Annotated in this window: 14 protein-coding genes; 1 reads left to right on the top strand and 13 read right to left on the bottom strand. The window is 64.4% G+C overall.

Annotation, left to right across the window (positions count from 1 at the left end; translation table 11 throughout):
- Positions 1 to 90: 90 nt before the first annotated feature.
- From FHS96_RS25425 to FHS96_RS25365, 13 genes are all read right to left on the bottom strand, one after another.
- Positions 91 to 1,014 carry a HEPN domain-containing protein gene (locus FHS96_RS25425; RefSeq protein ID WP_429598531.1) on the bottom strand — a complete coding sequence of 308 codons (924 nt, stop codon included), beginning with the start codon at positions 1,012 to 1,014 and terminating at the stop codon, positions 91 to 93.
- Positions 1,014 to 2,246, bottom strand: a complete 1,233-nt coding sequence (locus FHS96_RS25420) for a tyrosine-type recombinase/integrase (protein ID WP_429598529.1) — start codon at positions 2,244 to 2,246, stop codon at positions 1,014 to 1,016. Before FHS96_RS25420 ends, FHS96_RS25425 begins: the two co-directional genes overlap by 1 nt.
- Positions 2,243 to 3,526 (bottom strand): tyrosine-type recombinase/integrase, encoded by a 1,284-nt coding sequence (locus tag FHS96_RS25415; RefSeq protein ID WP_429598527.1) that lies wholly within the window; start codon positions 3,524 to 3,526, stop codon positions 2,243 to 2,245. Before FHS96_RS25415 ends, FHS96_RS25420 begins: the two co-directional genes overlap by 4 nt.
- A gap of 19 nt (positions 3,527 to 3,545) precedes the next feature.
- Positions 3,546 to 5,093: a S10 family peptidase gene (locus FHS96_RS25410; RefSeq protein ID WP_429598525.1), complete on the bottom strand. Its 1,548-nt coding sequence runs from the start codon at positions 5,091 to 5,093 to the stop codon at positions 3,546 to 3,548.
- 42 nt (positions 5,094 to 5,135) lie between these two features.
- The gene (locus FHS96_RS25405) at positions 5,136 to 6,875 is read right to left on the bottom strand and encodes a DUF885 domain-containing protein (RefSeq protein ID WP_429598523.1); all 1,740 of its coding nucleotides are present in this window, start codon (positions 6,873 to 6,875) and stop codon (positions 5,136 to 5,138) included.
- A gap of 85 nt (positions 6,876 to 6,960) precedes the next feature.
- On the bottom strand, positions 6,961 to 8,691 hold the full coding sequence (locus tag FHS96_RS25400) for a DUF885 domain-containing protein (protein ID WP_429598521.1): 1,731 nt from the start codon (positions 8,689 to 8,691) through the stop codon (positions 6,961 to 6,963).
- Positions 8,692 to 8,693: 2 nt separating this feature from the next.
- Positions 8,694 to 10,418: a gamma-glutamyltransferase family protein gene (locus FHS96_RS25395; RefSeq protein ID WP_429598519.1), complete on the bottom strand. Its 1,725-nt coding sequence runs from the start codon at positions 10,416 to 10,418 to the stop codon at positions 8,694 to 8,696.
- Positions 10,419 to 10,461: 43 nt separating this feature from the next.
- Complete coding sequence (locus FHS96_RS25390) at positions 10,462 to 12,789, bottom strand: beta-L-arabinofuranosidase domain-containing protein (protein WP_429598517.1); 2,328 nt, start codon at positions 12,787 to 12,789, stop codon at positions 10,462 to 10,464.
- A gap of 508 nt (positions 12,790 to 13,297) precedes the next feature.
- The gene (locus tag FHS96_RS25385) at positions 13,298 to 13,948 is read right to left on the bottom strand and encodes a CPBP family intramembrane glutamic endopeptidase (RefSeq protein ID WP_429598515.1); all 651 of its coding nucleotides are present in this window, start codon (positions 13,946 to 13,948) and stop codon (positions 13,298 to 13,300) included.
- A gap of 223 nt (positions 13,949 to 14,171) precedes the next feature.
- The gene (locus tag FHS96_RS25380; protein WP_429598513.1) at positions 14,172 to 14,735 is read right to left on the bottom strand and encodes a zinc-binding dehydrogenase; all 564 of its coding nucleotides are present in this window, start codon (positions 14,733 to 14,735) and stop codon (positions 14,172 to 14,174) included.
- A gap of 90 nt (positions 14,736 to 14,825) precedes the next feature.
- Positions 14,826 to 15,191: an alcohol dehydrogenase catalytic domain-containing protein gene (locus FHS96_RS25375; protein WP_429598643.1), complete on the bottom strand. Its 366-nt coding sequence runs from the start codon at positions 15,189 to 15,191 to the stop codon at positions 14,826 to 14,828.
- A 68-nt stretch (positions 15,192 to 15,259) separates the two neighbouring features.
- Positions 15,260 to 16,216: a zinc-binding dehydrogenase gene (locus FHS96_RS25370; protein WP_429598511.1), complete on the bottom strand. Its 957-nt coding sequence runs from the start codon at positions 16,214 to 16,216 to the stop codon at positions 15,260 to 15,262.
- Between the two features lie 26 nt (positions 16,217 to 16,242).
- Positions 16,243 to 17,103 carry a pirin family protein gene (locus FHS96_RS25365; RefSeq protein WP_429598509.1) on the bottom strand — a complete coding sequence of 287 codons (861 nt, stop codon included), beginning with the start codon at positions 17,101 to 17,103 and terminating at the stop codon, positions 16,243 to 16,245.
- Positions 17,104 to 17,318: 215 nt separating this feature from the next.
- Between FHS96_RS25365 and FHS96_RS25360 the strand changes: the two genes are divergently transcribed.
- Entirely contained in the window at positions 17,319 to 18,305 is a 987-nt protein-coding gene (locus FHS96_RS25360; RefSeq protein ID WP_429598507.1) for an MFS transporter, read from the top strand.
- Positions 18,306 to 18,644 lie beyond the last annotated feature (339 nt).

Here is an 18,644-nt window from a genome sequence, read left to right as displayed (position 1 = left end):
TACAGAACGGTCATTTTCGTCGGCCGCATGAATGGCTCCTGCAACTAAAAGCGCCGTCCCATGATCGAGGATTGCGGTAGCTTCATCGCCTTACGCCGCTGCGGAATGCCTAAGAGCATCGATACGCTCAGAGCAAATCATATGCACCACCTGTCCAAGCTCCTCGACACGATTAGCCAACCATGACAGCTGTTCGGCGCTGATGCGGTAATGCTTGGAATAGCGAGCTTTTACATAAGCGTCCTTCAATTTCTCGAAGAGCGCCCTGTCAGTCTTCCGCTCGCGAGGCCAGATATCGACGAGACGCCTATCAATTCTCTCCGCTTGTGTTCGCAAAAATCCGAGATTGTGCACATGAGGAGTATAGAATGTGCAAACCAGGAGTACGCAATGATATAGGCGCTCAGTCGCTTGATGCAGGTCAAACGCCGCCTTCTTGAACCACCCCTGGGCTATGGCATGCTCGGCTGATCCATGGAATTGCTTAGCCGTGACGAGCCATTCTTCGAAATATTCTTCCGCCAACGCCAGCGCCTGCTCGGGCGTCTTCGGCTTTGGCTCATGAAGCTCAGTATCGCCGTGCTCATACAGCGCAATTCCATCCCGCCGAACGTCCATGAAGAAGAATCGGCCATGCGCGAGTCCGTCGTTCACCTCCTGCAATGTGTGAACAATGAAATTAACCGGCGTCCGGATCGTGCCGGTGATCCCATATTCCCGGATCAGGCGATCATCGAGCTTCGCCCAGTATTTGACATGGTCGGTCAGCCGCTTGTCGTTGACGATGATCAGCAGATCATAATCCGACTTATAGCCCTTGGCGGTATGTGGCTCGTCAACCCAGCCGCCCCGTGCGTAGCTGCCATAAAGGATGATCTTCTCGATCCGTCCCTTTTTCTTCCATTCGTGACGCGAGAGCGCGAAGGCGTCCTCGAACTCCTCGAAAATGATCTGCACCACGCGTTGCAGCTCGCGCTGCTTGGCCGGCGGGAGATGGTCAAGGTCGGTACGCATCACAGCCCTCCTAACCCGTTCGCCGCGTCGTCGCCACCACCCCGTACGGGATTGCCCATCAGGTCGGCAATCACGTCGCCGATGGTGTTGGCGGTCGCGATGAGGTCGCTGTCATCGAGGTGGGCATAGCGCACCGTCGACTGGATGTTGCTGTGTCCGAGCAGTTTGCCGATCATCGGCAGCGTCTCGGACATCGCCGCGGCATGGCTGGCATAGCTGTGGCGAAGGTCGTGCACCCGCATCCGGCCAAAGCCGATACGATCCCGCAGGCGAGACCAATAGGCGTAAAGGTCGACGACACCCCCGGTGTCACCATTCCAGAACAGTTCCGCCCTCTCCCGCGCGCGCGGGATCCGATCGATCACCGCCCGCGCCACTGATCCCAGCCAGACGGTCCGCGGTCCCGTCTTGCTGTCCACGAGCTTGAGCCGGTTGCCGCTAACCTGCGCCCATGTGAGATTGCGGATTTCGGACAGCCGGCATCCGGTCAGCAGCAGGAGGCGGAGCCCCGCCACCTGCAGGGGCTGTTGGTCCGCATCCTCGTCAAGCGCCCTCCCCAGCCGCACAAGCTCCTCCACGCGGAGGAAGCGCGCCTTTCGGCGCGGCGGATAGCGCTTGATGCCGCTGGCGGGGTTCGGTCCCTCCGGCCGCAACCCCCATTCGGCCGCCTTGTTGAAGGCAGCCTGCAGGATAGCGATCGTACGGTTCGCCGCCCCCGGCCCGCCCCCCGCGGCTACGCCCGCGAACCATCGCGACACGGCAGCGCGATCGATCTCGTCCATGCACTTCGAACCGAATGCGAAATCGAGATAATACTGTCGATAGACGCGGTGCGTCCGTTGCGTCGACGGCTTCCAGGTCGGTGCGGCGCGCTCCCAGTAGATCGCGAGGAAATCGTTGAAGGACGGATAGGAGCGCGTCTTTTGCCGATCGGTTGCCGGGTTCTCGCCCACCTGCGCGCGCAGGATGATGCGGCGAGCGATCGCTAGCGCAGCGCTCTTGCCGATGAGCACCGTGTTGCACATCGTCAATGTGCGAAGCCTGCCCTCCATATGCACCTGCACGATGTAGACGCTCTTGCCGCTGTAATAGTGGCGGATGCCGAAGCCGGGCAGCTTGCGCGACCATCGGGTTATGCGGTGCTGGCCGACGCCGGCATCCCGCGAAAGGGCATCGATGCCGACAGAACCCATCTCGTCGGCGATGATGCGCTGCAGGGTCCGGGCGTTCATGAGCGCATCCCCAGCGCCTGCGCAATCGATGCCGATACCCGCTCGGCGGCATCGACGATCGCCTCGTCCGCGAGATGCGCATAGCGCGCGGTGGTCTCGGGCAGCACGTGGCCGAGCAGCTTGCCGACCTTCGCCAGCGAGATGCCGTGCGTGATCGCAACGGACGCGAATGTGTGCCGAAGGTCGTGCAGGCGCACGTCCGGGATCGCGGCGGCGTGCCGGATTTCATGCCACTGCAGATCGATGACCTTCTGGTTGAGAACGCCTTGAAAAGCGGCCCCTGACGCCTGCCGTCCGACACGGTCGAGAACGGCATTGGCCTGTGCGTTGAGATAGAGACGCTTCGGGCCGGTCTTGCTGTCTGGAAGATCGATGTAGTCCGCGCCTATCCACTCCCAGCGCAATCCGGCGATCTCGCCGCGCCGGGCACCGGTATAGATGAGCAGCCGGACGAAGGCAGTGAATTCCGGACTGCTGCACTCGTGCTGCGCGAGCACCGCCGCGAGCCGCCGAAACTCGCGCCTGGACAGACAGCGCTCCTTGAGCGGCCGCTTGTAGCGGGCCATTCCCTTGCACGGATTGGAGCCCTCCGGGCGATAGCCGAGCTTCTCGGCGTAGCCGAGCATGACGGACAACACCGGGATCGAGCGATTGAAGTCGCCGCTCCGCTCAACCATGCTGTCACGCCACGATACGACATCGGCACGCGTGATCTGGGCGACCGGCTTGTCGCCGAAGACCGGCTTCAACCGTCGCTTGATCCTTGAGCGATTGCTCCGCCGGGTGCTGGGCTTCCAGTGCGGCGCGTAATCGGTCCAGAACTCCTCGGCGAATTGGGCGAAGGTCACCAGAGGCTTGGCGGCCGAGGGCACCACCGGCTGCGGGAGGCCGTCGAGCGCAGCGGCGGCGAGAACGCGCTTTGCCGCCAAGCGCGCAAGCTTGGGCGACATTTCCTTGGCGTCGCCAAGGATCTCACGCCGAGTCTTGCCGCGGTGGCGATACTGCACGATCCAGCGCTTCGCACCGGCCGCGGTGTGGCGCAGGCCGAAGCCCTTGACCTCATCGTCCCAGACGAAGCCGGTCGTGGTGAACCGGCGGCGCGCTACGTTCCCATTCAGCCGCTCGCTGGCGGCCTCGACGAGGGGGTGATTCGCGTTAGATTCTGGCTGAAAAAGAGCGAGCAAATGGCCATCGAAGGCCGTCGAACTTCGCTCACCTTCCATGAGAGGATTTTGATCTAAGACATTGTCTTTAAATGTATTATTTTTCAGACTTTGCACCTGGGTGCGTTCGGTGTGCCTACATCGCCGAATTGTAGAAGGCGTCAAGATCGCGTTTGAGTGCAGACATCGATTCCGGGTGAATGTAGATCATGTGGCCGGACTCATAATATTTGAACGTCAGGTTCTGCCGCAGCGCGGGGTCGAGCTGCATGTGCTTCAGATCATATTCGGCGCCGAAGAAGGGCGTCGCCATGTCATAATAGCCATTAAGCGACAGCACCTTCAGACGCGGATTTTGGCGCATCGCCTGGCTGAGATCGAAGGAGGTCGCGGCGAGGCCCTGGTTGCTGCCGTCCGGCGCCTTGTGCTTCTGATCCCAGTTGCCGCGGATGCCGCTGTAGAAATTGGGGCGGTAGGTGAGCGGCGTCTTGTAGCCGAGCGTGCCGAACAAATAGGTGTTCAGCGCGCCGATATAGGCGCCGCTGATCGCCGTGTCGGCGGCGTCGAATTCGGGAGCTTCGCCTGCGGAATCGAAGTCGATGCCCACGAAGCGCGAATCGAGGCGTCCCGTCGTCCGGCGCTGGTCGCGCATCAACTCCTTGCGGAACCGCGCCAGGTCGACGCGCAGATTGTTGCGGATCAGGAATTCGGGCGACAGACCAGTATAGGCGCTCATCTGCGTGGCGATGGCGTTGCGTTCGGCATCGCTGAGGTCGTCGCCACGTGCCAGTGCCTGCAGATAGGGGCCCCGCGCCCAGTCCCGCACCTCGGTCAGCCACGGCTCCAGCGATGCCGGGCGGTTGGCGAGGCGGTTATGATACCAGGCGGTCGCGGCATAGCTCGGCAGGTAGGTCACGAAGATCTGGTCGAAACCGGGCTGGCGGATGCCGTAGTTCAGGATCGAGGAGAGCAGGATGATGCCGTTCATCTGCACGCCCTTGGCCTGAAGGCTGTGGACGAGCCCGGCGCCGCGCAGCGTGCCATAGCTTTCGCCCAGGATGAACTTGGGCGAGTCCCAGCGGCTGTTGATCGTCAGGTAGCGCTGAATGGCCTTGGAAAAGGCGTCGATATCCGGATCCACGCCGAAGAAGTCGGTCTGCTTCGCCTTGCCCAGCGGCCGCGACAGGCCGGTGCTCATCGCGTCGATGAAGACGATGTCGGTCTTGTCGAGGATCGACTGATGATTGTCGACGATGCGGAACGGCGCGTTGGCGGCGACGTCGGTGGTCGGCGTATCGACGCGCACCGGGCCGAAAGAGCCCATGTGCAGCCACATCGTCGAGGAACCCGGCCCGCCGTTGAACATGAAGGTGATCGCGCGCGGCGCGGCACCCTTCGCCCGATCCGCGACATAGGCGGTGTAGAACATGCTGCCGATCGGATCGCCCTCATCGTTGCGGATGGTCAGCGTGCCGGGGGTGACGGTGTAGGCGATATTGCGGCCATTGATGGTGACGCTGCCGCGCTTGGGCTGGGCATCCTCCACCGCGCTGGCGAGCGCGCTGTCCGGATCCGGCGCCTCCTTGTCCTTCGCCGCCGGCTTGGCGGGTTCCTGCGCAAGCACCGGCGCCGTGGCGGACGAGGCGAGAAGGGCAGCGGCAAGGGACAGGACAATCAAACGCATGGGCAGCGATCCTCGATTTTGATGGGATAAGGTGTGATGGGCTCAGGCGGCGTTGGGGTTCTTGCCGCCGCCCGCGATCCATTCGTCGATCTTCTCTTCCAGCACCGGCAGCGGCACCGAACCGAGCCCGAGGATCAGGTCATGGAACCAGCGCTGGTCGAAATTCGCCCCCAGCTTCGCCTCCGCATCGGCGCGCTTGCGGCGGATCGTCATCTCGCCCAGCTTGTAGGCGAGCGCCTGCCCCGGCCAGCTGATGTAGCGATCGACTTCGGTCTCCACCTCGTGGCGGGAGAGCGCGGTGTGATCGAGCAGATAGGCGATCGCCTTCTCGCGGCTCCAGCCATAATGGTGGATGCCGGTGTCGATCACGAGGCGGCAGGCGCGCCACATCTCGTAGGAGAGGCGGCCGAAATCCTCATAGGGCGTGCGATAGATGCCCATCACCGTGCCCAGCCATTCGGTGTAGAGCCCCCACCCCTCGCCATAGCCCGAGAAATAGGTCTGCTTGCGGAAGTCGGGCCGATTGGGGCCTTCGAGCGCGAGCGCCGCCTGGAAACTGTGGCCCGGCACGCATTCGTGCAATGTCAGCGCCGGGATCTGGTACAGCGAGCGCGACGGCAGGTCATAGGTGTTCATCAGGCAGCTTTCGAGGCCGCCGCGGCCCGCCGTGTAGAAGGGCGCGATCGAATCCGGCACCGGCCGGATGGTGAAGCGATAGCGCGGCAGCAGCCCGATCGTGTCCTTCAGCGCGCCATCCGCGCGCTTAGCGACATAGGCGGAAACGCCCATCAGCTCGTCGGGCGTCTTGGCGTAGAATTGCGGATCGGTGCGCAGGAAGGTCTTGAACTGGTCCAGCGTGCCGGAGAACCCGGCCTTGGCCTTCACCTGCTCCATTTCCGCCGTGATGCGCGCGACTTCCTTGAGGCCGATCTCGTGGATCTGCACCGCGGTCAGGTCCAGCGTGGTATATTGCCGGATCTGCGCCTGGTAGAAGGCGGCGCCGTTCGGCATCTTCTCCGCGGCCAGCGTCGTCCGCGTCTTCGCGATATATTCATCGCGATAGAAAGCCAGCAAAGTCTTGTAAGCGGGCACCACCTGTTCGGCGATGATCTGCCGCGCCTCGGCGCGCAGCGCCTCCTGGTCGGCTGCCGGGATCGTGCCGGGCAAGCTGGCGAACACCTTGTAGAACGGGCTCTGCGCCGGATCCTCGGTGACATAGGCGGCGATCGAGGCGTCACGGCCGACGAGCGTCGCTTTCGGCACGCTGAAACCGCGCTTCAACCCGGCGCGCATGTTGGTGATATGCTCGCTGAAATAGCGCGGCAGATCGCGCAGGCGGCCGAGATAGCGGCGATATTCGTCGGCGGTGCGGAAGCCACCGCGCGGCTCGATGCCCGACCAGAAATTGCTGTCCGCATTGAATGGCATTTCCCAGATCCGATAGGGACCGTCGGCGACGAAGGCGGCGATGCTGGTGCGGTAGACGGCGTAGTTCACCTTCTCTTCCGCCGAGAGCTGGTCGACCGGCACCTTGTCCAGCGCCGCCAGCGTCCGCGTCCAATAGGCGATGCGCGCTTCCTCGCTCTTCGCGTCCACCTTGGGCAGATGATCGGCGGTCGCGGTCCACGCCTCATCATCCTCCAGCCGCGCGAATTCATTCTGCCGCCACGCCCATTCCGCCTCGTAGATCGCGCGCAGTTGCGCGTCGGCGGTCTCGGCGACCGCGGCAGTGGGCGCGGCCGAAAGCGCGAGCAGCGCGGCAAGGATGCGGGTGGCGATCATCGGATTGTTTCCCCTGTGCTTCATTCGTCTGGGAGCGGCTTGTGGCCGCCGCCGTCGCGGCTGGGCAAGCCGTTTCATGCGCGTCTCAGCTTTCCGGCGCCGCGTTGGGGTTCTTGCCCCCGCCGGCGATCCACAGGTCGATCTGCTGTTCCAGCACCGGCAGCGGCACCGATCCCAGGCCGAGGACGACATCATGGAACCAGCGCTGGTCAAAGCGCTCGCCCAGCTTCGCCTCCGCCTCGGCGCGCTTGCGACGGATGGTCATCTCGCCCAGCTTGTAGGCCAGCGCCTGCCCGGCATCCTTGATGTAGCGATCGACCTCGATCGTCACCTCATGGTCGGAAAGCGCGGTGTGGCTGGAGAGATAGTCGAGCGCCTGCTGGCGGCTCCAGCCCATGTGATGGATGCCGGTATCGATCACCAGCCGCGCGGCGCGCCACATCTCATAGGTTTCGCGGCCGAATTCCTCATAGGGCGTCTCATAGATGCCCCAGCCGATGCCGAGCCATTCGGTATAGAGCCCCCACCCCTCGCCATAGCCGGAGAAATAGGTGGTCCGGCGGATCGGCGGGCGGTTGGGGCCCTCCAGCGCCAACGCCGCCTGCAGGCTGTGGCCGGGCACGCATTCGTGCAATGTCAGCGGGTTGATCGTGTAGAGCGGCCGCGCCGGCAGATTGTAGGTGTTCATCACGCAGCTATCGAGCCCGCCGCCGCCGCCCGTGCTGAACGGCGCGATGTTGGCGGGGGTCGGCAGGATGGTGAAGCGATAGCGCGGCAGCAGCCCGATCGTCTCGTTGAGCTTCCCGTTCGCCTTGTTGGCGATGTAGGCGGAATGGGCGAGGAGTTGATAGGGCGTCTTCGCGGTAAATTGCGGGTCCGTCTTGAGGAAGTGGAGGAAGCCAGCGAAATCGCCCTTCCACCCCGCCTTCTTCATCGTCGCCTGCATATCCGCATCGATGCGCGCCACTTCCTTCAGGCCGATCTCGTGGATCTGCTCCGGCGTCAGGTCGAGCGTGGTGAACTCCTTCACCTTGGCGGCATAATAGGCCTTGCCGTCGGGCAGGCTCTCCGCCGCGATGTTGTCCCGCGCGCGCGGCATATAGTCGGTGCGCAGGAAGGTTAGCAGCTTCGCATAGGCGGGCGCCACCTGGCCCGCGATCAACGTCCGCGCCTCCGCGCGCAGCCTTTCCTGCTCGGCGGGCGGGATGCTGCCCGGCATCTGGGTAAAGGCGGTGTAGAAGGGGTTCTCCTCCACCGCGCTGCTGGCGAGCGGTTCGACCGTCTTGTCGCGGCCGGCGACCGCCGGCTTGGCCGCCACGAAGCCGCGCTTCAGCCCCTCGCGCATGTTGACGATCTGTTCCTCGACATAGCGCGGCATGTCGCGCAGGCGGCTGAGATAGTTGTGATAATCCTCGGCCTTGGCGAAGCCCTGGCGCGGCGCCAGCCACGTCCAGAAGCCGAACGCCTCCTCATATTCGCCGAACCGGATCTGGTTGACATAGGCGGTCAGCGCGGTGCGGAACACCGAGGCGTTGATCGACGCCTCGTTGGACAATTGATCGGCCGGGATCGCATCCAGCTTCGCCAGCGCCGCACTCCAATAGGCGCGGCGGCGCTGCTGGCTCGCGGCATCGACATGCGGCATGCCCGTGACAGGACGGTTCGACCCTTCCGGATCGAGCAGCAATTCATTGGTCCGCCACGTCCATTCGGCGTCGAGCAACGCGTCGAGCCGGGCATCGGCGGTGCCCTGCGCGAATGCCGGCGTGGCAGACGCGCACGCCAGCGCCAGCACTATGGCAACGGTCTGGCGCATCGTCAGAAGCCCGCCGCCAGACCGGACCTGCGCGGATCGGCAACGCCGGAAAGCCCGCCATCCGCGGTCCGCTCAATCGCGTGGATCGATCCGAAGTGCCAGTTATAGGGCGTGGTCGGCTTCACGACGACGCCATAGGTGCGCGCCAGATCGTCGCGGGTCTGCTGCGTCACGCGCGTCTCGATCGTCGCGGGCAGGTCGATCTGCGATCCCTGGAAACGCGGCGCATCCACCGCCTGCTCCAAGGTCATGCCATAGCCGAGATAATTGATCAGCGTCAGCGCCACCGCGCGCGAGGAGAGGCCGGGCGATCCGATCACCAGCTTGGGCTTGCCATCCTTGGCGACGATCGTCGGCGGGAAGGGCGAGATCACTCGCCGCCCCGCCCCGGTGCCCGTGCCCGGAAAGGGATTGCCGGTGTTCATCGCGATGCCATCCACCACCTGGCCGGTGGCGAAGGTGCTGCCATAGACGGTGTGGGTGACGGAGACCATATTGCCCTCCGCATCCACCGCGACGATGTGATCGGTGTCGGTCGAGCGCTGGTCCTTCAGGTCGGCGGGCGTCGCGGCCAGTTCCATCCCCGGCATCGGCGCGGCGGCGCTGGCGGCGGGCAGCGGCTTGGCGGCGCTGCCCTCGATCAGGGTCCGCATCATCGCCGCATATTCCTTCGAGAGCAAAGTCTGCAGCGGCACGTCGAACGACAGCGGATCTTTCACATAGCTGTCGGTGGCGTTCTCCGCGAAGGCGAAGGTGCGGCGCATCCGGTTGAAGCTTTCGGCGGACTGCGAATAATGCGGCTGCGCCTTCAGATCCCAGGGCTCGATGATGTTGAGGATCATCGAGATCAGCGTGCCCGCGGTCGAGGGCGGCGGCGCGCTGATGATGTCATGCCCGCGGAAGGTGGAGCGCGTCGGCTCCTCCCAGCGCACCTCATAGCTGGCGAGATCGTCCATCGTGATCTGGCCGCCGGTGCGCTGCGCCTCCGCCACGAATTTGCGCGCCCATTCGCCCTTGTAGATATAGTCCGGCCCCTCCGCGCCGATCCGCTTCATCGTGGCGGCAAGGCGCGGCCGGGTGACGATAGTGCCGACCGGCGGAACATAGCCGTTGGGCAGGAACTCCTCGCGGCCGGAAGGATAAGCGGAAAGCCGCCCCATCGCCGCCTCCGCCATCTCGCCATAGAGGAAGCTGTACATCGGGAAGCCGTTTTCGGCGATGCCGATCGCGGGCTTGAAATAATCCGCCCATTGCAACGTGCCGAAACGGTCCGCCGCCGCCTTCAGCCCGGCGACGGTGCCGGGCACGCCGATGCGGATGCCCGATGTTTCCGCGACGACCTTCTCGTTCGAGGTATAGGCGATCCAGCCCGGCGAATTGGGTGCGCCCTTCTTCGTCTTGTTGAGTTCGGCGTCGAGATAATAATATTTGCCGGTCTTCGCCTCATAATAGAGGATCGACATGCCGCCGGCGAGCGTCGTCATCTGCGGCTCGACGATCGGCTGGATGATCACGCCGACCAGCGCCGCATCCATCGCATTGCCGCCCTTGCGCATCACCTCCACCATCGCCTTGGTGACGAGCGGGTGGTTGGCGGAGGCCATCGCCTTCTTCGCGAGGACCGCCGGCTTGGCGCCCTGTTCCTGCGCGACCGCGGCCGACGGCGCGGAGATCGCGGCCAGGCAGCCCAGACAGGCCGTGATCATCAGCTTCGCTCGTTTCGTCATCATTGCCCCCTTGTTGGCGTGATGGAAGTCTGCGGTGCGCCGGTCAGGGCGCGAGGATGCGCACCCCGAACACGGGGCCGCAGCGTGTGGTGTCGTCGGCGGGCTGGAAGCGGATCAACACGCTGTCCTTGCCGCGGGTCAGATCCTCGGGGACCGCATAGTCGCGATCGAAGAACTCGCCGGGCACAGCGCCGTCCAGCCGCTGGGTGGCGATGCGGGTGCCATCGACGAGGATGTCGAACAGCTTGCTGCGCTCCTCGCCCCAATAGGTCGCCTGCAGCCGCAGCGCGCCGGGCCGCACCTTCGCGCGGAACTCGAAATAGCCGAAGGTGCGCGCATCGCGACCGTGGCGGCCGCGATAGGTGACGGCATAGCTGTTCTTCGCGACGAGCTGGTGATCGCGCTCCGACTGCATCTCGCCGAGGTTCATCACATCCACCGATCGAGCCGCGAGATCGCGCAGCCGCGCCTGCTCGGCGCCGAAAGCGGCCTGCTCGCGCGTCCAGCCGGCATCGTCGAACGCCTTGAAATAGACCGCGGTGCGCCGATCGCGCATCTGGAAGAAGGGCGCGAAGGCGAGATCGCCGGGCCGGGCGATGCCCTGCGTGCGAAACCGCCCCGCGGCGGCATTCACCGGCACGAAGCCGGCAAGCACATGGGCGGCGACCAGCGCGGGCGCCGGCCCGTCGAAGGCCTGGTCGGCAGGGCTGAGATCGGCGGCGAGCACGACCGGGCCGTGCAGCAGCGCGATGGTCGCGGGATCGTCATTGGTCGGCTCGGTGCGCAGCGCCATCGGCAAGGTCAGGATGATGCGGTCCCCTGCCCGCCACCGCCGGTCGAGCCGCGCATAGCCATCCGTAACCACCAGCGGCTCCGCCCTGCCGTTGATCGCCAACGCGGCGCCGCGACACCAGCCGGGGATGCGCAGCGCGATCGGAACGCGGCCGTCGCCCGGCTGCTCGACGGTCAGCGCGATGCTGTCACCGAAGGGATAGGCCGTCTCCAGCCGCAGCCGCGCCCTTTTCTCGCGCCAGTCCAGCACGGACGGGATATAGAGATTGACCAGCAGCGCGCCGTCATCGCCCGCCCACCAGATGCTCTCGCCATGCTTGGCATGGGTTTCCATGCCACTGCCGACGCAGCACCAGAAATGGTCGAACGGCTTCGACCATTCCCGCGCCGCGCCCGACATCAGCGGCACCATATAGGCGAACATGCCGGTCGCCGGATCCTGATGCGCGAGCATGTGGTTGATGTGCGCGCGCTCATAATAATCGAACAGCCGGGCCTCGGGCCGCCAGGCATAGAGATGCCGGGTGAGCTTGAGCATGTTGTAGCTGTTGCAGCTCTCGCAGGTCTCTTCGGTGATGTGCTTGCTGATCGTGCGCGGCGCGGTGAAATATTCGCGATCGGCATTGCCGCCGATGACATAGCTGTAATCGCGTGTGACGGTTTCCCAGAAGAAACGCGGCGCGACTTCATACTCGGGTTTCCCGGTGATCTCGTGCAGCCGGGCGAGGCCGATGATCTTGGGGATCTGCGTGTTGGCATGGATCCACGGCAGCGAATCCTGCCGCGCGCTCAGCGGATCGAGGATCTTCCGGTGCCGGATCCGCTCCGCGAGCGCCAGCCAGCGCGGATCGCCGGTGCGCGCGTGGAGTTCGGCGAAACTCTCATTGATGCCGCCATGCTCGCAATCGAGCACCCGCTGCACCTGGTCCTCGTCGAGCGCGGCGAACAGCCTGTCGATATAGCCACCCAGCGCGACCGCGATCGGCAGCGCCCTGGCATTGCCGCACCATGTCTGCGCAGCGAACAGGCCCGCGAACAGCTTGTGCCAATTGTAGAAGGGCACCCAGCAGCCGTTGAGATCAAACCCCATCGACCGGATGTCGCCCGCGACCAGCTCGGGAAACAGCGCCTTGCCGTTCTCCACCACATCGCCGCGCTTGCGCGAAAAGCCAGCGACATAGCCATCGCCATGCGCGGCCTGACAGGCGGCAAGTTCATCGACGATATAATCGACCCGCCGCCGACACTCCGCATCGCCCGTCTGCGCATGCATCAGCGAGAGCGCGGCCAGATAATGGCCGAGCGTATGGCCGGCGATCGTGTCGCTTTCCCACCCGCCATAGACGTCGCCCTTCGGCGCCAGACCGGCGAAGGCGCGGAAATTATGGAGCAGGCGATCGGGTTCGAGGCGGAGGAGATAGGTGCGGTTGGCCTCGATGGCGTCGAGCCAGATTGAGGGTAGGAGGCGGATGGAATTGATCGGCAGCGGGCGGGCACGCGGTGGCTTTAGCGTCGATCCCGCGGCGGCCAGCGCCGGACGCGACAGCAGGGCGGCTGTCGCCGTTCCGACCAGTAACATTCTGCGGCTTATCGACCCATACGCCATGTCGCGCCCGAATCTCCTCTTTCGGCGGCGATGGTATATTATACGGTATACGATGCAACCTTGCTGATCAGTGTATCCAATGTTGCGACGTTATGGCCTGTTTCCGTGCCGTAAGCGGCCAGGCTTAACACCATGAAGCTTGCAGTTCTGAGGACCGAGCTTGCCAATGCGACATGCCCGGTTGGATCGTGCCACCGCGTTGTGTAGGTTCGCCGACGTTGTGACGGCGATCTCCCGGCGAGGCCAGATTGATCAGACAGCCACGGCGGGCATGCTGACGAAAGGATAATCGCTCAACGGTCTCAAGGCTTCGATTCCGAAGCCGGCATTTGGCGCAAGCGGCCGCCCTTCCATGGTTGCGTACGCCCAGTTTCGACGGCCGGAGCCGCACCCGATCGGACAAATGCAATCCTCTGGGCCGATGAAGATGGCGTAATAGCATCGCCAGCGTTGATCCGACACCGAAACAGCCTGCTCGACCTCAGTTGTAGCGGCCTAGGTACATCATCGCGATGCCGTAGGTATCGATCAGCGCGTGCGCCATGATCAACGCCCAAAGGTTGCGCCCGCTGCGGAACCAGGCCCATGCGAACACGAGGCCCATGACACCGGTGAAGAGGATACCGAGCCAACCCTGAATGAAGTGCGCGACGCCGAAGAACGCCCCGCTTGTTAGGATCGCGGCGCGCCGCGCGGCGGCGCCTTCGCCGAAGATTGCGCTCATCTGATGCAGGATGAAGCCCCGGAACAGCACCTCTTCGCCGATCGCCGCGCTGGTCAGGGCGTAAGCGAGCAGTTGCAGTGCCGCTCTCTCGTTACCAACGAGCGCGCCATAGCCACTGTAGTCGATACGGGTCGCGAGTAGCCATTCGAGGAGCGGCTGACCGACTTCACCGAACAGAATGCCCGTCACCGTGACGCCGCCTGTCCAGAGCAGCGTCGATCGCCAACCGTGGCGCCGCAGGCCGACCGGCGCCAGCGTTCCCGCCTCCACGAAGGTCCACAATAGCGTCAGACCGGCTAACAGCAACACGCGAAGCGGGATGGCGACCGGCGCAAAGAGCAACGCGACTATCGTCGCTAGTGCCAGACACCGTACGGGTGTCCGTCGAAACAGCGGCAGGCCGTTCATCCGCAGCACGCCGTCACTTGGGCGTGGATCTTGGCCAAGTTCGACGCGACTGCCGCCACGCGATGCGTGGGACGAGCCGGGGCTTCGAAGAGAGAACGGTACCTTGTCATGTCAACGACCTTCCCGATGACGCCCGCGCGCCGACGCGGCAGCGATTCCGCTGACGCATCGGCGACATGGCCGCACGGGAAAAAACACCGTGAAGGTTGCGCGAACCTTGCGATCACCACCCAGGAGAGGGCCGCTGAATCGTCAGCGGTTGACGACGGGGCGGGAGAGATACGGTGCCTCCCACTACGTCAATCGCCACCTTCTTACGTAGCGCATAGGTGCTCCTGCCCCCTAAAACTTCGTGCGCCTGTCCGACGCGGGCCAGCGGCAGAACCGCACCTACGACGGACCGAACGGGGCCGCGTTCCGCGAGGTCGGTAAGCAGATCAAGTTTGCCTCGATTCTGACCTGTAAAAACGAAGTGATATGCAGCGTTTTTGCCCCACGCCTCGACAAGGTTCTGTGGCTGTGGAATATCAACGATGCCGACGACGCGTCCCATGTCCGCGAGCGCCAACGGACTACGCGTCAGCGTTTCGCCACCGATCGTGTCGAACACGACGTCGACGCCGCGGCCGCCCGTCAGCCGCGTCACGGCGTCGACATAATCCTCCATGCTATGGTCGATCGCCGCGTCGGCGCCGAGCGATCGCACGCACGCATGGTCTGCAACACGCGCGGTCGTCAGCACGCGGGCGCCTGTCGCCTTGGCAACCTGGATCGCGATCGTTCCCACGCCCCGGCACGTCCGTGGATGAGAAGGGTTTCGCCGACAACAAGGCATGCACGCGTCACGAAAGCTTCCACGACGGTGCCCCGACCAGCGTCAGGCTGGCCGCCTCAACATGATTGAGGTTCGACGGCTTGCGGGCCACAAGGTTGACGTCGACGACGTGCCGTTCGGCACAGGATCCAGGACCGATAGGAAGTGCACAGTAGGTCTATCGTCTGCCGCGAAACCCGTCACGTCTGTCCTCGCTTCTTCGACGACGCCGGGAACGTCATGTCCGATGATCGCTGGCAAGGGCACCAGATCGGCATAGTCACCGCGACGGATCTGGCAGTTTATGTGGTTTGACGGCCGTTGGATGAACCCTAGCGCGTAGCTGCCGGGCGCCGACTGCCGGCACGGGAACGTCGGGCAGTTCGAATGCGTCGGCCCGCCGGAGCGACTAAGTACAACCGCCCTCATGGTTTCAACCATTGGATATCTCCCGTGAGTGAATTCGGGAGCGCAAGAAGCGAACACCCCTATGGATCTCACGCTATCGCAACAGGAAGGCCGGTGAGCCGCCGTGCCTCCATGTCCTCGTGTGCGGCGGCGAGGCTGTCGAACGTATATCGGGCCACCTGGAGATCGCTGAACAGGCCGTCACGGATCGCGCCCCAGAGCTGCGCCGTGGCAACCGCCACCGTTTCGCCCCGAACATATTGCGGCGTGCCGCCGCCCCGGAGTTGGACGGCGCGAGAGCGGAGCTGATCGGCTGCGGGAAGCGTCTGTCCCGACGCGGCACCGATCGTGGCGATCACGCCGCCATCCCGCACATAGGCGACCGCCAACGGGAAGGTCGCACGTCCGACAAAGTCGTAGACGACGTCCACGCCGGCGGGTGCGATCGCGCGGACCCTGTCGGAAAGCGCTGGATCGTCGGCGACAAATGAATGGTCGGCGCCGGCCGCGACCGACGCCAGTTTCCCGGCCGATCCTGCCACACCGATCACCGTTGCCCCAAGCGACCGCGCCCAGCGCGACAGGATCGACCCGACGCTGCCCGACGCCCCGAGCACGAGGGCTACCTCACCCGCCTTCAGCGGGTGCAAGGCGTACAATCCCATCCAGGCTGTCAGGCCCTTCGCAAGGAAGGTCACCGCCACCTCGTTAGAGATGTCGTCCGGCAAGCGAATCAGCGCCTCGGCGGGGACCAGCGAAGCGGTTGCGTATGCTCCCTCGACGAAGAAATAGGCGACGCGGTCTCCCGGGGCAAAGCCGATCACCCCGGGGCCGATGACGTCGATCTCACCCGCCGCTTCGAAGCCCGGCGTGGCAGGAAGCCGCATCGGATATAGGCCCTTGCGGACCATGACATCGACATAGTTGATGCCGATCGCAGTTTGCACCAGTCGTACCTGCCCGGCGGCGGGCAATCCGACCTCTGCCTCCACCACTTTAAGGACGGCAGGTGCGCCAGTCTCCCATATCTCGATTTTCCTGGCCATGCTCGACTCCTCCGGATTTAACCGCGTCATGCGGGGGCGACCGGCCGCATCGTGCCGGCGTGCGGGAACCTGCCATGGCGATAAGCGGCGTAGTATCCCGCCAGCTCGTCGCGGGAGCCGGCAATGAACGGCCCCTGCGCCACGACCTCAATGTTCTGGGGTTTTCCGGCGTAGAGCAGTATCCGGGCGCCTTTCGCGCCCGCTCGTAGCGCGAGCGTGCTGGAACCGCCGCCGGCAGGACCGGTCCAGCCGGCCATGTTCTCCGACAGCGGTTCGCCACCGGCGCCAGCCGTCACCTCACCATCGATCACCACCATGAAGGCGTTATAGGCGGCGGGCAGTTCCGGCGCGAAGCTAGCGCCCGGCTCCAGTCGGATGTCGGCCAGCGTGACGGGCACCGCATTCTTCGTCGGCGCCGCCGCCTCACCCAACCGACCGCTGTAGACCCTAGCCTCGACCCCCGGTTCGACATGGACCGGCATCGTCGCGCGCTGCAGGATCTGCACCCTCGGCGGCATGTTGCGCTGTTCCTCAGGCAGGACCAGCCACAACTGGAACAATCGCATGTCAGTCGATACCATCGCATCTTCCGAATGGACGATGCCGCTGCCCGCCGTCATCCATTCGACGTCGCCTTCCGCCAGCCGGCCGCCGGTGTCCTCCATCGTACCGTTCAGCATGAAGGTTACGGTTTCCAGCCCGGCATGGGGATGCGCGTCACCGAAGCGCCCTTCCAGGGTGATGTGGTCATCCGCCATCAGGAAGAAGGGATCGGTGGCGTGGAAATTTCCCGGAGCCACCACCAGCGCCGCCTTGTGACGCTCGCCATCGAAGCCAGGCCCGAGCGGCGGTATGACGGTGACGCGATCGATCGATCTGTGAAGCATGTTTCATCCCTTCGGGTGAGGCCTGACGATTGCCGACCCAGTCATCGTGTCGATTTGTGCCTCATCATTTCGAGATACCCTCGGCACAATCAAGACGGGGATCGAAGAACTCAGCGTTGCTGGACGGGCAACCCGAACAGGGAAGAATTTTCGCGATCGATCCTCTACTCAGGAGCGATACCGAAACACTTGGCTGGCGCGTCAGGAGCAAAGCCATGAATTCCCTGCGTGCCTTCCTCGATGACCAAGCTCATAACTATCCAGCGCACGAGCGGCCGGCGGCCATCGATTCGCCCGCGTCCCCATCGCACAAGGCGAGGACCCGATCGGCTCATATGGCAGTGGGCGTCTTGGTCGGCGTGACGGCAGGTCTCGGCGGAGCATTGGTGAGCGCCGACCTAGTGCAGGTGCGACAGGTGCTGGGCTTGAGCCCGACCCAGGCGGCATGGCTGTCGACCAGCTATGTCGCCGCCGTCCCGGCGAACCTGGTGCCGATCAAGGTCCGGCAGCAATATGGCCTGCGGCGCTTCGCGCTGGTCGCCCTCGGCATCTACGCCGCCGCGGCGCTCGCGCGGGCTTGGGTCACCGACGTCGCGGCGATGCTGCTGCGTGCCATCGGCGGCTTCATTTCCGTGACGTTGATCCCGCTGTGCCTGTTCCACACGATGCAGGCGTTTCCAACAAAGTGGCGCCTTCGGGAGCTGATGCTGGGAATCGGCATAACGCAATGCGCTGTGCCGCTGGCGCGGCTGCTGTCGCCCTCGCTGCTTGACGTTGACGGGTGGCGTTCGCTGTTCCTGCTCGGAACCGGCCTTACACTGCTATCCCTAGCCGCGGTCGGCGTCCTGCGCCTTCCCCCCCGCCGAGCGAACACGCGTGTTCGAGCCGCGGGATCTCCTGACGCTCGTCCTCCTTGGCGGCGCTCTGGCCGCGATCGCTGCCATATTGGGCCTCGGGCGTTCGCAAGGTTGGCTTCACGCCAGATGGATTGTCGTGACGGTGCTTGCCGCTCCCCCAGCGCTGCTGGCGGCCGGCGTCATGGAGCTGCGCCGCGCGACGCCGCTGATCGATCTGCGCTGGCTGACACACGGAGACGTCTGGCGCTTTGCTGGAGCGGTATTCCTCATCCGGCTGGTGCTGGCCGAACAGGAGATGGCGCTGGGTGCAATGCGCGGGGTGGGCGCACCTCCGCACGAATTTGAATCGCTGGCGGTGGTGATGCTCGCAAGCGCGGTCACCGGCGTTCTCGCCAGTACGATGTGCGTAAACTTCGAGAAGATCGCACGACCGATGATGCTGGCCATCGGCATCGTCACCGTCGCAGCGCTGGTCGACGGCATCGGTACGGGACCGCTCCCGATGGCAAGCCTTTACGCATCTCAAAGCGCGATCGCGTTCGCGGGGACCTTCTTCCTTGGGCCGGCGCTGCTGCTCGGCATCATGAGCGCCTTGCGGCAGGGCAGCGGCGCACTCCTCAGCTTCATCGTCCTGTTCGGGGTCGTCAATGCACTGGGCGCGCTTGCCGGCCAGGCGCTGTTCGG

The organism is Sphingomonas zeicaulis, from assembly GCF_050433225.1.
In the GTDB taxonomy this organism is placed as follows: domain Bacteria; phylum Pseudomonadota; class Alphaproteobacteria; order Sphingomonadales; family Sphingomonadaceae; genus Sphingomonas_D; species Sphingomonas_D zeicaulis.
Note: the sequence above shows the minus strand (reverse complement) of the source record. Positions and strands in the feature narration are given on the sequence as shown.